Raw genomic sequence first — 16,076 nt, 5'->3', positions numbered from 1 at the left:
GTCTGGACGGCAGAGGTCACTTTGCGACATCGACGAAACCGCTAGGCGTTAGCAACGTGCTGCCGAGTCCTTGTTGAAATTTTGGGTAGATGATTTCCTCGGGAATTTTTAAGTTCTCAAACAACGCATAATTGGGTTGTGACGACTTCCCCAGTTCACTCCCCAGTGATTGGCCTTCGCTAAGGTGCATCGAATACGGTACGCCGCCCATGGCTGTTCGCCAAGCGTTCTGATCGCGATAGACTACCTCGGCCGTCTGTATCCAAGGCGACACGGTGTGCGTTTCTTCGCCACTGCCTTGGCTGCCGAACCCGATCTTGCGATACGTCATGGTTTGGGCTTTTCCCTGTTTGGCCGATCCCGTCAGAATGGCTTCGCTAGACGGGTCTTCGATCCATCCGTTTTGCTGCGCAGCACGCCGTAGCCCTGCGGCAATGCGACTGTCGACTGACGTATCAATCTTGACGCGGCTGCCACGGACAAGCATACGAACCGATTCGGGGTCGACCTGTTTCATCAGTTCGATCGCGTCTTTATGAGGGACCGTCGCGACGCCAATTAACATCGACTTTCCTTTGGATCCGCCTGCGGTCGCCGCGACCAACATCTGTCGGCCTAACATGCGTTGGTACTTGATGTTCACGGGGACTGGCCTGGCACCACCAGCGTATTGCCACACGATCAGACCAAGGCCTGAGCTGTAGATCTGTGGGCCCGCGACGATCCAGCCACTTCCCAAGTCCGCCAGTGGCGTTGTGTCACCAATCCGTAAACCACCTATCGGCAATGTCGTGACTGGTTGGTTCCCCGCTAAGTCCCAGCGATACATGCCCGACGAATTTGCAGCCAGCAATCCTTTTCCATCCAGACTGAAACAAGCTGTCGTCGCGCCGTAACCTTGCCAACTCCCCTGCCCAATTGGCTCGCCCGTGTCGACGCGGTAAACGCTGATCGTGCTGCTGGCACTCAGGGCGGAGAAGTACTGATGGTCGATGCTGAGTTGAAAGTGATGCGATTTCAGACCACTGACTTCCCAAAGCACTCGCCGCGACTCCAAATCCCACAACGAGATCTTTCCACCAAACCCGAACAGCATCGTATTGCTGCCGATCAATTCAACGCGAATCGGTTCTCGGTTGTAGGAATGCTTGGCTTTGGGGATTCCTAAAGTGATCTCGGGTTGCGCGGCGGATTGGCCCGGCGTAATGCGATAGGTCGAAAGCTGACTCGGTTCGCTCCAAGTACCCTGCACGCTGCACATCACCAGTCGCTGTTGCCCGGCGGAGTACGCGACCAGACGTTGATCAGGGTGAAAGGTTGGTCCTTTGATCATGCGTTTGTTGGCCAAGCTGGCCCAGTACACGTGCGTCAGCAGCCCTTTGTTAGGCCAATCGGCTTTGGCGCTGGCGATCACCCATCCGTCGCTACCACCGACCGGTACCACGTGATCGACCGTGTACGTGGGATCAATCGCGATCGCCGCGCCGCCTTCGGGCAGACGCAGTGTTTGTTGCGAAATGGGTGTGCCCATCGGGAGCGTAACGCTTGACAAATCTGGTGAGCTGGCCGAACTGGAGCCGGTGTTCATGCTGAATCGCGTCGCGGCACCAGCAACATCGCCAATCAGCTCGGCACCTGCCAAAGTAACCAGCGCGGGCCGGCGCGCAATGATCGGCGTTTCCTTCAGTAGCTTGCGAAGGGTCGTGCTGAGTTTGTCGATCGGTACGCGCGTCTCCGTTTTGTCTTCCTTCAAAATCGTGACATGCGTTTCGTCTCGGCCAAGGTATCTGGCAATGATTTTGAAATCTCCTGACGCGTCCGACCATTCCCGCCAAGGGCCTTCGCCATTGGGGTAACGGATGTCCTTCAGCTCGAACGTATCCGTCTTGGCTCCCCAACTGCCTCTTTGATATTCGACCACCGCCGCTCCGATCTTCACCTCTTGAACCGTGCCGTCGTACCAACTGGAAAAGCTCTTGATTTGCACTTGATCACCGACACGAATCGGGATGGCTCCATCGACTTTGTTGAGCTCGCTGGTGATCGTTGTCTTGGCGATTTGGGCACGCAGGGTTGGATGCAAGTTGGCGATCGGCACCGTCAGTTCCGTCCCATCGACTTTGCGAATTGTCACATCGGTTGCGGTCCGCGAAATGTAGCGAGCCTCGGTCTTAAACTTACCGCTCGCGTCTTTCCAAAGCATCCAGTGCCCTTGTCCATCGGGAAACCGCATATCGGCCAATTTGAAATCGCCGCTGCGTGGAGCGAAGCTACCGTAGTTGTATTTCACCGTGGCCGTCTCGCCGCGAACGGATTCGACGGTGCCTTCATACCATTTGCTGAAGTACTTCACTTCGATTTGATCGCCAACGCGAACCGGTGCGACCAAGTCAGCGGTCACGGGCGTTTTGGCGACTTGGGCACGAATCGTGGGATGCAGATTGGCGATAGGAACGGTCGCTTCGCTACCGTCGGCTTTGCGAATCGTGACGTCGGTTTTCGTTCGCGAGATATACCGTGCTTCAACGCGAAATTTGCCGGTCGCGTCCTTCCAGATGATCCAGTGCCCTTCTCCGTTTGGAAAACGCATTTTTTCGATTGGAAATTCGGATGTCGTTTCGAAGCTGCTTCGCTTGTAACGCACCGTCGCTTTGCCATCGACGTAGCTTTCCACCGTTCCGGGATACCAAGTCGAAAACGACAAGACTTCGACTTCATCGCCCGTTCGCACTGGATCAATGTTCTCTTGGGCCCACAGCAATGAATTCGTCGAAAGAAACATGACCGCCGTCACAATGGTGCAATACAAACCACGTTTCATTACTGCAAACTCCCGACAACGGTGCCCAAGATTTTTCAAAATACGGATGCTGCGACTGATTCTAAACCGAACCACTTGCACTGACGAACACGGCTGAGACGAAATTTCTGCGAGTTTGGTTCCCAGATCATGGTCGGGTTCGTTCGCCTATTCCAAACACAATGGCGTAGAATGGCTGCGGAAATCCAAATCGCTCAGGAAAATTTGATGTTCAAGAAACTACTGCTGCTGTCTGCAATTGTTGGGTTGGGCCCGATGGTGGTTTTCGCCCAAGACACTGCACCAACGCTGTGCCAAGGCAACTACCACAGTGAAGCCGACGCGGTGGAGCAGCTTGAGCGGATGGGGGCAACGTTTTCGACACTGGACGAGTGGAAACAGCGGGCTGAGAAAATCCGCAAACAGATCCTGCAAGGTGCGCGATTGGATCCGTTACCGGAGCGAACTGACTTGAACCCGATTGTTCGCAACAAGCGAACGTATGACGGTTACTGCGTTGAATCGGCTGCCTTTGAATCGCGACCCGGATTTCTGGTGTACGGATCACTCTATCGGCCAACGAACAGCCCGGACGGTGCCAAGTCACCCGCGATCCTTTGCCCGCATGGACACGCTCAGGGTCCGGCTGGTGGGCGGTACAGGCCTGATCAACAAAACCGATGTGCAACGCTGGCGCGGATGGGTGCGGTGGTATTTTCGTATGACATGGTGGGCTTTGGTGATTCGCAGCACCTGGGCTGGGATCACAAACATCCGCAAGTGATGACGCTTCAAACATGGAGCAGCATTCGAGCGATTGATTTTATGCAATCGCTTTCGGACGTCGATCCCGAGCAAATCGGAGTGACCGGTTGCTCCGGCGGAGGCACGCAGACGTTTTTGTTGACGGCGATCGACCAACGCGTCAAAGTCGCCGCACCGGTCACGATGGTGTCGGCACACTTCTTTGGTGGCTGTAACTGTGAAAGCGGCATGCCGATTCACAAAACGACGACGCTAGAAACCAACAACGCCGAGATCGCTGCGTTGACCGCCCCGCGACCGCTGTTGTTGGTCAGCGTGGGTGGTGACTGGACGAAGAACAATCCGCTGGTCGAGATGCCGTACATTCGCCGCGTCTACGAACTGTACGGGAAAGGCGACGCGGTCGAAAACGCTCACTTTCCCAATCAGCAGCACGGCTACGAATTTGTCAAACGCCAAGCCATGTATCCGTTCATGGTCAAGCATCTGAATTTGAACAACCAATCCGTCTACGACAAACAAACCGAACTGTACGACGAATCGAAAAACACCGTCGAAACGCCCGAGCAGATGCGAGTGTTCGACGATCAACAGACGTTGCCAGATCACGCTCTGATCCCCGGCACCGCCGTCGATTTTTGAATACTGGTTTTGAAACTCTGATCGGCGGCAGAGCGTCGGCCGAAATCGTGGCAGCGGCAGTCTGTCGTCACGAATCGCCCTAATCACGAAAAACGAGACAATGCGGTACGGAAACTACAACCTAAAAGTGGGTGATCGTGATTCGACGTTGACGTTTGGCGGATCCGTTCGCGCGGCGGCTGACGGCGACTTGGTTCCGATGGAGGGCGAGATTGGTTTTGTCGAACAGTTGCAAACGGATCTAGCTGAGCTGGGTTTCAAACTGGTGGGTACGCCGGACGGAATTTTTGGACGCAACACTCTGTTTGCGTTACGCGAATTCCAGATCTATTGTCAAATGCCTCACATCGCCCAACAGAGGACATCTTCAATTCGTTACAGCGATTCGCTTACTCAAGTCGAAAACCCTCACCGCTACGGCGGTCCCATCAGCGGAGTCGCCAATGCCGACACGCGGTTGCAGTTGGCAAACTGGATTGATCATAGTTTTCGCTGCCCTTTGGTGATCGAATGCTGGAGCATGGACGGCGATGATCGGAAGAAGTTGTATGCCGGTTCGGGCAACATCTACGCTCAGGCGTCTCAGAATCTCTGGGGCCATGGTGAAATCCCTGAATCCACACCCCGGATGTTTGCTCGCGATTTCAGTGGCTACTACAAGGTACCAGCCGCCCACACGGCCGATGAGCTTTCTGCATTGGGAGATCACTGGACGCTCAACGCCACATCAGGTCCGCGTTCGGTGGCACCACGTCACACGTGGACTGAGTCGGAGATCCTGCCAAGTACGTTAATCGGAACACCGTTTGCATCGATGAGTGCGAAGCAACGGTCCACGTTCAAGGTCGTCCGAGCGGTTTCGGAAGTCGAATGTGTGGGCTTTTTTGACTCGCTGAATGCCTATGACACAGCCATTTTGTCGTTGGGCCCGTGCCATTGGACCTTTGGCATCACATCGGCAGACGGATCCGTCGCTGAAGGCGAACTGTGTGCGTTCATGTCTTATGTTCGCCACGCTGATCCGCAAGCGTTTGAGTCGGTGTTTGGATTCTTTGGCGCGTCAATCGACGAAGACTGGACCAATGCGAATGGTGTTGCCAACGGCGATGCTCTTTGGCAGCCTTCGCTTCGCAAATACACCGGTTGGTTGTCGCAGCAAAATGACGCTGGTGAATTTGTTCGGGTGAATCCAGCGATCGATGATGCCAACTATTTCAAGCACTGGCATTGGTTCTACCGCCTGTCGATGGCCGGACGCACCAACGCCGGTTTTCGAAAGTGCATGTACGACTTTGCCCGTGTTCGAATTCGAGATATTCTAACTGCTAAGTTTGGAGCAACGGCCGGTTTACCCGCCGGCACGACACTGGGTGATGTCTACACATCCGAGCGCGCCGCAGCGCTGCTGTTGCGTTGGCATGTGCGGTATCCTGCCCGTGTCATCATCCGCGGAAACGTGACGAACGTTTTCAACGGGAGCGACATTGGAGTGGTGGAAACGGCGTTCAAAAACGCTGGCTTAAGTGGAGAGCCTACGACTTGGACAGATGTCGACGAAGAAGCTCTTGTCGACGGACTTGTTCAGGAAGTCGAACGGCTTGGCAACATTGGTTTTCGGGATACCATCGACTATGTCAACCGATGGCCAGACAGTTGGGGCAGCAACTATCGTCACTACCAGTTGCCCGAGAGCATTGGGCGTCTTTCGACGGAACGCGGTTCTTTTCAATTTGACGAACAGGGTTTGCCGATCGCACCCTAGTTGATATCGCACCGCACAAAGTAATAGTCCCGGGTAACGATTGGCAAACTTGGATGTGCGAGTCAGACTCGTTTCTATTGTTGCTGTATCGCTCCGCAAGTACTGCGGTGCACCATTCGCTAATGTTGACTTGGTCTTGGCAATTGCCAGCAGCTTACTTTCCACCCTCCGCCATTTGTTTTGACTGATCACAACACACTTGCATTCGACGAAACGGTTGCCCAAGAAAAGGTAGCTCAGCAGTGGTCGTTTCCACGCTGGTGGGCGGCGATGCTTTGCGTTTTGTTGGCCGCTACTTATCGGCTGTGGATTCCGAACTCCGAGTTCCCTCCCGTCGCTATGTTCCGTTGGGCCGCTGCGTTGCCGGATTGGTGCAGCTGGATCCCGTTGACCGGGACCGTCGCCGGAGCACTATGGGTGATTGCTCCATCACGATCGGCGTCCAGTGGTTGGTGGCTGGTAGCATTGTCTCTGTCGCTCGGTTTTGTGTTGGATCAGCATCGCCTGCAGCCCTGGGCATATCAGAGCCTGATCTACGGATGCGTGTTTGCGACGATGCGACCGGTCCGGGCGCGTCAGATTTTGATTCCGCTAGCGGCCAGCGTTTACATCTACAGTGCGGCTGGCAAACTGGACTATCAGTTCGTCCACAGCGTCGGTCAGGATTTTTTGAATGTCCCGCTGGGATGGTTGGGGCTGCAGGATTCGATCAGCCCGGAGACCAAGGCTACTTTGGCGCATGTCTTTCCGATTACCGAGCTGGTGCTCGGAGTGATGCTGTTAGTCCGAAAGACTCGGTGTCTGGCCGGATACATGGTGATCGGACTGCACGCATCATTGATCGTCATGCTTGGTCCGTGGAGCCTGAACCATAGCCACGGTGTCTTACTTTGGAACGTACTGCTGATAGTTCAAGCTTGGTTTCTATTCGCGCAGCCGGGTACGAATTCAAAGCGTGACAATCGATTGCTGTACCGGCGACTGTTCGGGCTACCGCCGCGGGACAAGGCCGCCGGTCGACCTTTATCGCGAATGGGCTGCCTGATCTCGCAAGTATTGGTCGTGATTGCAATCGTGATGCCCGCTACCGAACGAGCCGGTCTTTGGGACCACTGGACTTCGTGGGCGTTGTACTCTCCCCACAGCAGTCGTACCTCGGTCGAATTTCATCGTTCCTGTTTCGATGAGCTTCCTGATTCGGCCCGCAAGCATTTGAAAGAGGACGCCGATGACGATGGCTGGCAAGAATTGGCATTGGACGATTGGTCACTCGAGGAGCTTTCCGTGCCGGTGTATCCGCAAGCCCGTTATCAATTAGCTTTGGCGTATGAATTGGCCACGTTGAGGGATATCGAAAAGACCGCGATCCGCTGCAAAGTACGGTCGGCAGCAAACCGTATCAGCGGACGACGCGAAGAACAGTTCTTACTTGGTTTGAAAAAAATTGACCAAGCACTCAATGACTACTGGCTAGTCCCGCGTTGACAGCTTTGCAATCTCGCGCCCGCACATGCGATCGATGCCAAAGGATCTCTGTTCGTGGCAATGGCTGCCATTTCAGGCGGGATCGTTGTCGCCAAAACGAGGCGATGGGTCGCCAAAACGATGTGATGGGATGTCACACTGTTGCTGGTGCCTTGCATTTAGGCCAGCTGTGAAGCAGTACTTCTTTGACTGCTATGTGGTTGAAAAGTACGTCGACGGGAAATTTCGATTCAGCGGGCGAATCGAATTTTCGAGACAGGTGGCGGGCGGAATGAGACGGCCATAAGAAGGCACAAGAGAGCAAAAAGAGCAGAGGTGATGCGAAGCCAAGGCTCCCGATCTCTCTCCCTTTTACAACTGATCCTTTTGCTTTTGCGATTTCTTGTGGCTAGTCTTTTTGATCGCCACTAGGTAGCGGCGTGTTAGGTACCGTCCTAGTCATCTTGGCCCAGTGATCCTGGAATACCCAGCTGGCCTGCGGCACGGCTGAGCGTGCCCGCTACAGTTTGCTTGGACTGCCGATTAGACGTTCTTCCAGGCTCGCTCTTTGGCACTGCTCAATACCGCTTCGCAGACCTCTTGTGTTTCGAGCGCATCGCGGAAAGTGGGGTTGCACGGCTTGCCTTCTTGCAAGCTTTTAAGGAAGTCAGCGACTTGGTGCACGAACGTGTGCTCGTAGCCGATTTGCAACCCGGGAACCCACCATTTGTCCATGTACGGTTGATCGCCACTGTGGTCGCTCACGTGAATACTTCGCCAGCCGCGGAGACGCCCTTCGTCTGCGTTGGAGAAAAACTCCAAGCGATGTAGGTCATGCAGATCCCAGCGGATTGACGCATCCGCACCGTTGATCTCCAGCGTGTAGAGCGCTTTGTGACCGCGTGCGTAGCGTGTCGATTCGAACAGACCGAGCGATCCGTTGTCAAAGTGACACATAAAACTACAGGCATCGTCGATTGTGACGGCTTGCTTTTCGCCGGTGTCTTGGTGGACACGCTCTTTGATGAAGGTCTCCGTCATCGCGCTGACGTCGGTGATCGAACCATTCAGCCACAGGGCTGTGTCGATGCAGTGAGCCAGGAGGTCGCCTGTCACGCCCGAACCCGCTGCGGCGGCGTCCAATCGCCAAAGTGCTGCGCCGCCCTGTGGGAGGTCTTCAGAGATGGTCCAGTCCTGTAGGAAGTTGGCGCGGTAATGGTAGATCTTTCCCAGGACGCCTTCGTCGATCAGCTGCTTGGCCATGGTCACCGCAGGCACACGTCGGTAGTTGTACCAAACCGTGTTGGCGACACCAGCTTTTTCGACCGCGGCGCACATGCGCTCGCCCTCTTCCGGATTCAACGCCAGCGGTTTTTCGCACAAGATCATCTTGCCAGCTTCTGCAGCAGCAATGGCGATTTCAGCGTGCGAGTTATTCGGCGTGCAGATGTCAATCGCGTCGATATCGTCGCGTTTGATCAGCGCCTTCCAATCGGTTTCGATCGATTCGTATTGCCACTGATCGGCGAACTCTTGCACTTTTTGGGCGTTACGACCGCAGACAGCTTTTAGGACAGGGCGATACTCGAGCTCCGGAAAGAAATCGTTGGCACGCTTGTATCCGTTGGTGTGTGTACGACCCATGAAGCCGTAACCGATCAAGCCAATATTTAGTGGTTTCATTTGTGTTCAATCGTGGGTGAAGTAGGGAATAGAATAGGCCACAAAGAGTCACAAGAGAACAAAAAGAGGCCGGACTTAGGAATGTGCGAGGCGGTGACTCGCCAGTTTCTTGATTTGCAGTTTTGGTGCGCCAAAGTTTATCAGGAGTGCGTGTTCAAAGTTAGTCGCTGCAAGCTAACCAAGAACTTGTGCCAAATGTCTGTTGTCGATATTGCTGGTTGCCTTGAGTTCGATCAACTACTGTCCATCAACAATCAGGTCGGCTCGATACTCTCCCAGCGACGTTCCGTCCTCATCAAACACAGTGATTAGCTGTTGTAGTTCAACATCGAGTCCTCGCTTTCGAAGCCGATGAGCGAGACCGTTTTCGTACACCTTTTCCAGATGCCCAGGGCGAAGTTATTTGTGCAATGCAAATGCAGTCTCTCGCACAACGTCCGCCAATTGAAAAACTGCATCCTTTTGTTCGCGCGGCATCAAAGTCACCTACAGGATTGATTTGGCATCGGCCACAAGAAATCACAATCGAACAAAAAGCGAGGACTGAGGATCAATGAGAAATCAGTCCCCCGAATCATCCCACTATCTTTTTGTTCTTTTGTGACTCTTTGTGGCGAATCCGACCACGCAATACTTACACAGTCGCGCAGTGTGCGTCGCGTACTTGGATCATGGTGTCCAGGATGGTGTTCCAAGTACCGACGTCTTCCAGCACGGAGTTGGGGAACATGCAGCCGTCCCAACAGATGTGCTTGATGCCGCGGTTCTCGGCGTCTTTGAGCCAGTAACCCGAACACTTGACGATGTCCAGCTTGCCGTTGGGGTCATCAGCGCGGCAGTGTTTGCCGGTCTTGTCGTGCGAACCGGCACCGTGGACTTCGCCGTCGTTTTGAGCGACGTGGAAATCGATCGTCCATGGACGTAGCTTGTCCGTCATCTCTTCGTACTTGGCGTAGAACTCGTCTTGGCCATAGCCGTCTTGCAGCAGTGCGTGCTCCGGTGCGTTGTAGCCCATCAGGTACAAGTACGTGTGAGCCAAGTCGGCCTGGAACCCGAGCGCCTCTGGCATGGCGACTTCTTCCAACAGGTCCAGCATGTCTTTCCAACTGTGCATGCCGGCCCAGCAGATTTCGCCTTCACAAGCCAATCGTTCGCCATGGTCAGCAGCGATCTTGGCAGCTTCGCGGAAGGTGTTGGCGATCTTGGTCGTGTTGCCTTTGGGATCTTCGGCCCATTTTTCCAAACCAAACTCGGCACTATCGATACGGATCGCACCGTATTTGCGAACACCGTGTTCATTGAAGATGCCTGCCACGCGACAAGCCATCTTCACGGCAGAGAGGAACTTGTCGGTTTGTTCTTTGTCGCCCATCGCCGAGTCACCGATGGTTCCCGGCCAAATCGGTGCAACGAGCGAACCGACACTGAATCCTTTGCCCTGGATCATGTCGGCGATGCTGCGTAGTTCGTCATCGCTGGCTTCGGGATTCGTGTGCGGCAGGAACAGAAAGTAATCGATCCCGTCGAATTTCTGTCCGTCGACTTCTGCGGCAGCGGTTAGGTCCAACATCTGCTCAAGGCTGATTGCTGGCTCTTGGCCTTCGTCGTCACCCTTGCCGACCAAACCTGGCCACATTGCGTTGTGAATTTTCATCGTTTGTATTAATCCTGGTTAGTGAATCCTCGTTCCCACGCAGAGCGTGAGAAGAGTATAAGAGACGATGTTTAGCTGCCGGCTTTGGGCAGACTGCTGTGAGTATTGGGACCGAAGTAGCGTAGTCCTACGAGTGGTTCGCTGCCGAGGTTTTCGATTTCAACGCCTGATTTCAACGCCAGTCGCCGCGGTGTGCGAAATGAAGACTGCGTCGGTGGTGCGTTGGCAGCTTCGGTTGTACTTCCGAACCAGCGTTCATCGATGCCACCGCGGTTGGCTCCAAAACGATGGTGGTCGTTTGGTTGCAGTTTGATCCGGCGACCAGGATGCAAAAATGATCGAGGAACCCAGGTTGGAGTCAGCCGCAGCAGGCCTTCGCCCGCATCCATGACGAAGTCCAAAATTCCGGCAACACTGTCACCTTGAATCAATCCCGCGTCCAATTTCACATTGGTCATCGATCGTCTACTTGGGGCTGTTCGGGTGGTGTGTTTAGGGCTAAGAATGTTGCGATGCAGACATTTTTTGGGCATCCAAGTGGCCTATTGTTTTATTGCCTGCTGGTGCCGGGTACAAGAACGCCACTGATTCGGCGAGGATTCAGAGGTTAATTCGCCGACGGACGAAAATCCTCTGGCCCTGTTTGTCATTTCTTACTTTTTTTCTTTGATCCGATGGTCCAATCATCCAACCTTCGCAGTATCGACAACCGCCTGGATTCGATTCAGTGGAAAAGCAAATCGCCGTTGACGCTGGACGTCGAGACCCGACAAGGCGACATCAAGACACGTCACGGGCGTTTCGTGGGCGGTGCGGCAGACCAGGTCGAAGTCATCGAAGTCGACACTGGCGTGGTGCGAGTCTACCTGCTGCCAACGCGGGGCATGTCGATTTGGTGCGTGGAATCCGAAGGTGTGCGGTTTGGCTGGCAGTCGCCCGTCAGTGGCCCCGTCCATCCCTCACAAGTACCGATTTTTGACCCCAGCGGGCTCGGTTGGCTGGAAGGCTTCGATGAATTGGTTGTCCGCTGTGGGTTGGAGAGCAACGGAGCACCGCAACATGACGAGAAAGGACAGCTGGTTTACCCACTGCACGGGCGAATCGGCAATCTGGCGGCTGATTCGCTGTCCATCGAATACGACGAAGCTTCGGGGCGTCTGGAAGTCATCGGTGAAGTCCGAGAGTCGCGGCTGTTTTTCAAAAACCTGACGCTTCGGAGTCGTTTACGAGTCCACGCGGGCAGCGCAAAAATCGAGTTATTGGATGATGTGACAAACGAGCTATCGGCCCCGACGACAATTCAACTGCTGTACCACGTCAATGTCGGCGAGCCGGTTTTGGGCGAAGGATCCAGCATCGAAATTCCCCTGGACGAACTGGCTCCCAAAGACGCATTGTCAGCGGGCGAGATTGATCAGTGGAATCAATACGGTCCACCAGAAGCAGGATACGCCGAACGAGTTTACTTTGCCAAACCACGAGCGGACGAAGCAAACGAGTGCGTCGCGTTACTGCGTTCGGCCAACGGCGAACGTGGAGTCAGTGTGACATTTAAGATCAAAGGGCTACCGCGATTTATTCTCTGGAAGAACACGGGTGCTGTGACCGACGGCTACGTCACAGGAATCGAACCCGCCACGAACTTTCCCAACGAACGATCGTACGAAGAAAAGCAGGGTCGTGTCGTAGAGATTGCCGGCGGTGAAACGAAATCGTTTCGAGTTAGCCTGACACCCCTGACTGACGCCGAATCGGTCAACGCCGCTTCGGCACGCATCCAAGCGATCAGTGGCGACGAACCGGCCGACATTCACAACGTGCCGCGGCCCGGTTGGAGTCCTGGAGCGTAGAGACGCGTCCAGCAGTGTGCGTTGACGCGGCACTGCCATCCGACGTCTGACCAAGCAACTATTCGACCTTCTGCCCTTCGATGCGGAAGATCGCGAAGTGCGTTGTTCCACGTGGCCCCTTGCCACCAGGGTATTTGTATTTCTTGGTGTCGATCTTGAGCTTGCCATGAACGGTCACTGGTCGTGTGACAAAATCCGTGGTGTTGTCACCCTGCATTTCAACGATCACGCAATCAAACAACGCTGCGCCGGGACCGAAGCAGCATTCTTGGTTGTCGCGCACCAGAACAAATTGATCGATGCCGGTTTCTTTGAACAACGTGGTCGGCAAGATAAATCCTGTCAGTCGCACGTTGATCCCGTCGAGCGATTTGACATCGTCGTCCAGCATCTCGTCGGTGAACTTGGCGTCTTTCTTGATCTTGAACTGCAGGTCGTCAAACGTGATTTCACCTTTGGCTCTGGCCGCCGCGCTACTCTTTTTGATCACGACGCCTTTGGTGCGAGGATCGATCGCTGCATCGGTGGACTGGTCGGTTTGAACGGCCTGCCGCGTCTGATTTGCTGACTGCGAGTCGCTGGGGGCTAAGTCACTCTCAAGGTCGCCGCTCGACTGAGCCACGTCTGACTGAGCCACGTCTGACTGAGCCACGTCTGACTGAGCCACGTCTGACTGAGCTACATTCGGCTCGGCCACCTCTAACTGGGCAGCGTCCGATAGCGCGGTTGCCGATGGAACTGGCTGGCTGCTAGGCGACGAGGCATTGCTGCCCGGTCGAACCAACATGACTGCTCCGATCGCGAGCGCGAGCAAACCAACGCATAGGCCGATTGATTTCATAAGAGACTACGAATTGAAGATCTGGAATTTGAAACACTCGGGGCGGAAACCCATCCACGTCGATGTTGCTTATACAACCGAACGCATCACCAAGAGTATGTCAAATTGGGCGATTCACAGTTGCCCAAGAACCGCTCGCAACCGCCGTTCCTGCGGACTGCGCTGGATCAATCGCTACTTAATCTGATCGACACGCAACCGGTAGAACACATTGTTGTCAAAGTCGGTGACCACCTGCGGTGCCGAATTCAGCTGAAATTTGCCAGCCAGTTTTCGCCGGGTCAAACCGGCTTTGACCGTCTTACCACCCAGCAGTGTGACTTCGATCATGTCGGTACTTTTGGGTTGTCCGCCGAAACAGCAAGTTCCCAAATCGGGGACCAGGATGAATTGACGAAGCACACCGCCACCGGATGACGGGTGGATATAGCCTTTGATAAAGACAGGTTTTCCGTCGATATCGTAGGCCAATTCAGTCGGAGCATCGATCTTTGCGTCCGAGGGCTGTTGCAACTCGAAAAACGGCACTCGTTCGTAGCCATCGGGCACTTCGGTCAGATAGATGTACGTGTGCATCGATACACCGCCCACCAAGATCGCCAGCGAAGCAATCAAGCTGAACAGCGCAATCGCCCGGCCGCTGTATTCGTCGGGATAACGTTTGACCGCACGCATTGCCACGAGGGCCGCGACGATTGCGATCACGGCTAAGAACAACATCGGCTCGAAAGTCGGAACCAGACCCGGCAATGCGAACACGGTGAAGACGACGGATGCGATCGCCGCACGGCTAATAGCGCGGTACGGAAAATCCGCCTCATCGGCGGCCGCTGACATTTGAAGTTCGGCAGACATCTGATCTAAAAACCTTTGATTGAACACGCGAAACACGCCGCGGTTCAATGACCATTGCGAGAGCGAAATTACGCTTGCTTGACCACCGCGCCGCCCGTAAGCAGCAGAAACTGAGCGATCATCAACGCGGCAAGCGCCATTGCCAGTACGTGCAATAGCGTCCAAGGGTTCGACGAAGAAACGTCGGAGGCCAACTGTGGGGGAAAACTCGGTACGACGGGGCTGACGGACGCGGTCAGCGTGCCGGTTTTTGCGGAGCCTGGATCCTGGTGATCTCGAACGATCGGCAGAGCGGCATATTTCCGAGTGGCTTTGCGACGGACTGACGAACTGCTCGATCCCGTGTCCTTGGCGGGCACTGGAATGGCAAAAAACGTATTTGCACGTCGAACGCTTTCTGGGTCCAGTTTTTCCAGTTCTTTCATGGCTTCTGCTGCGGCAGGCAACGGACAGGCTCGTAGATAATTGACGACCGGGACACGTACCCAATTGTTGTCTTCGTCCGCGTTAATGAACAAATTTTTCAAGCGTTCGATTTGGCTCCAATCTTTCCACCTTGCGAGGTCGGGTATCACCAAGTCAGCCAGGTCCGCACGATCAAGGACATGGTGCAGCGATTCCACCAACGCACTGCGAGCGATCACTTCGCCTTCGGTGCCGTGGAAACGTACCGCCATGATCGCGGCGTAGGTGTCCGCGTAAGGTGCTTTCTTGTTCGCCAAAAAGAGTTTGTTGACGAGCGGCAAACCCTGTTCACCCGCCAGCGTCAAATAACAAGCGATCAACGCATCCAATCCGCCGCGAGTACTTTTTTGGGTGCTGGTCATCAGTGTCTCCAACATCGGCAAATCTTTCTTGGATCCGCAGACGCCCAACATCGTCAGATACAAACGTTTGCGATCCGTCGACATCTCAGGCTCTTGCAACCATTTGACCAATTGATCGTGGTCCATCTCGGGCGCAAGTTCTTTGATGGCCGAATACGGTGCGATGGCAAACTCGTCGTACGTGTCACGAGCAAGCATCGAATCTTTGTCTTCTAAGTAATCATAAAAGAACCGCAGACGCTCAAGCGGATCGTCGTCCAGCTTAGTAACCGCGATGATGTATTTTTCGGAACGTTCGTTGATGGGCAAACAGGACCACTGCAGATCGGGAGGATCCACACCGGACAACATGAATCGGCGGCCCACTTTGACTTCGCCGTAGTAGACGGCTTTGACTTCGGATCCAACCTTGAGCAGATCGTCGCCTTTGAGCACCACATCGATCTTCATCAAGATCTCGCCGGTCTCTTTGTTTCGCGTGGCATCGCTCTGCATCGCCGTGGCGATGACGACGGCGTCCATGACTTCCATTTCCTGACGTAGAGTCTGTGAAACAGCATTACAAAAAGGGCAAGCAACGGCGTTGCTGGTAGTCGCTAGAGCTGCTAGCAAAATCAGCGGCGCGGCTAACGAGAAACGATGGAACATCATTTCGATACGTCCATAGGAAGGCGATGTGTTAGGGATGTTCCCTAATCATAGGTGCCTTTGTGGGGCTGTGAGAAGTCGTTTTGGGTAGTTCCCGGGACCCCACCGGTGGTTTCCCCTTGAAATTCCCTCCCTGAACGGCTCAACCGATGGTGCCGTCTGTGCCGATAGTGACGGTACATCGGGTTCGCTCGTTGGACGTTTGGCTGAAAAGCCGCCTGATTACGCCCAATTGGCCCCGGAACTATCCGCAAAAAAAACCAAATGATCTGAAGCCAGATGATC

At 54.6% G+C, this 16,076-nt stretch carries 12 protein-coding genes; 4 read left to right on the top strand and 8 right to left on the bottom strand.

All coding sequences use genetic code 11. The features are described from left to right. Window positions 1–16: 16 nt before the first annotated feature. Window positions 17–2,821 (bottom strand): SHD1 domain-containing protein, encoded by a 2,805-nt coding sequence (locus tag K239x_RS00160; protein WP_145415702.1) that lies wholly within the window; start codon window positions 2,819–2,821, stop codon window positions 17–19. A gap of 207 nt (window positions 2,822–3,028) precedes the next feature. On the opposite strand from K239x_RS00160, the gene K239x_RS00155 reads away from it, so the two are divergent. The 3 genes from K239x_RS00155 to K239x_RS00145 all read left to right on the top strand — a co-directional run bounded on the left by K239x_RS00155 (window position 3,029) and on the right by K239x_RS00145 (window position 7,454). Continuing rightward, the gene (locus K239x_RS00155) at window positions 3,029–4,207 is read left to right on the top strand and encodes an alpha/beta hydrolase family protein (RefSeq protein WP_145415701.1); all 1,179 of its coding nucleotides are present in this window, start codon (window positions 3,029–3,031) and stop codon (window positions 4,205–4,207) included. A 100-nt stretch (window positions 4,208–4,307) separates the two neighbouring features. Next, the gene (locus tag K239x_RS00150) at window positions 4,308–5,969 is read left to right on the top strand and encodes a peptidoglycan-binding domain-containing protein (RefSeq protein WP_145415700.1); all 1,662 of its coding nucleotides are present in this window, start codon (window positions 4,308–4,310) and stop codon (window positions 5,967–5,969) included. 180 nt (window positions 5,970–6,149) lie between these two features. Continuing rightward, window positions 6,150–7,454: a hypothetical protein gene (locus tag K239x_RS00145; RefSeq protein ID WP_145415699.1), complete on the top strand. Its 1,305-nt coding sequence runs from the start codon at window positions 6,150–6,152 to the stop codon at window positions 7,452–7,454. A 522-nt stretch (window positions 7,455–7,976) separates the two neighbouring features. On the opposite strand, the gene K239x_RS00140 is transcribed toward K239x_RS00145, so the two are convergent. The 4 genes from K239x_RS00140 to K239x_RS29015 all read right to left on the bottom strand — a co-directional run bounded on the left by K239x_RS00140 (window position 7,977) and on the right by K239x_RS29015 (window position 11,228). Further along, a complete protein-coding gene (locus tag K239x_RS00140; RefSeq protein ID WP_145415698.1) occupies window positions 7,977–9,116 on the bottom strand; it encodes a Gfo/Idh/MocA family protein in 1,140 nt (379 codons plus the stop codon). Between the two features lie 237 nt (window positions 9,117–9,353). Beyond that, window positions 9,354–9,491 (bottom strand): GxxExxY protein, encoded by a 138-nt coding sequence (locus K239x_RS28130; protein WP_419189486.1) that lies wholly within the window; start codon window positions 9,489–9,491, stop codon window positions 9,354–9,356. A 259-nt stretch (window positions 9,492–9,750) separates the two neighbouring features. After that, on the bottom strand, window positions 9,751–10,770 hold the full coding sequence (locus tag K239x_RS00130) for a sugar phosphate isomerase/epimerase family protein (protein ID WP_419189485.1): 1,020 nt from the start codon (window positions 10,768–10,770) through the stop codon (window positions 9,751–9,753). Window positions 10,771–10,841: 71 nt separating this feature from the next. Next, window positions 10,842–11,228, bottom strand: coding sequence for a hypothetical protein (locus tag K239x_RS29015; protein ID WP_473163557.1), 387 nt, complete (start codon window positions 11,226–11,228; stop codon window positions 10,842–10,844). Between the two features lie 216 nt (window positions 11,229–11,444). On the opposite strand from K239x_RS29015, the gene K239x_RS00120 reads away from it, so the two are divergent. After that, window positions 11,445–12,620 carry an aldose 1-epimerase family protein gene (locus tag K239x_RS00120; protein ID WP_145415697.1) on the top strand — a complete coding sequence of 392 codons (1,176 nt, stop codon included), beginning with the start codon at window positions 11,445–11,447 and terminating at the stop codon, window positions 12,618–12,620. Window positions 12,621–12,678: 58 nt separating this feature from the next. Here the strand turns inward: K239x_RS00120 and K239x_RS00115 are convergent, their stop codons facing one another. The 3 genes from K239x_RS00115 to K239x_RS00105 form a co-directional block, all read right to left on the bottom strand. Then, window positions 12,679–13,461 carry a DUF3299 domain-containing protein gene (locus K239x_RS00115; RefSeq protein WP_419189484.1) on the bottom strand — a complete coding sequence of 261 codons (783 nt, stop codon included), beginning with the start codon at window positions 13,459–13,461 and terminating at the stop codon, window positions 12,679–12,681. A 174-nt stretch (window positions 13,462–13,635) separates the two neighbouring features. After that, on the bottom strand, window positions 13,636–14,316 hold the full coding sequence (locus tag K239x_RS00110; protein ID WP_145415696.1) for a DUF3299 domain-containing protein: 681 nt from the start codon (window positions 14,314–14,316) through the stop codon (window positions 13,636–13,638). Window positions 14,317–14,384: 68 nt separating this feature from the next. Next, window positions 14,385–15,794, bottom strand: a complete 1,410-nt coding sequence (locus K239x_RS00105) for a hypothetical protein (RefSeq protein WP_145415695.1) — start codon at window positions 15,792–15,794, stop codon at window positions 14,385–14,387. Window positions 15,795–16,076 lie beyond the last annotated feature (282 nt).

The sequence above is a fragment of the Stieleria marina genome, from assembly GCA_007741555.1.
Taxonomy (GTDB): domain Bacteria; phylum Planctomycetota; class Planctomycetia; order Pirellulales; family Pirellulaceae; genus K23-9.
Note: the sequence above shows the minus strand (reverse complement) of the source record. Positions and strands in the feature narration are given on the sequence as shown.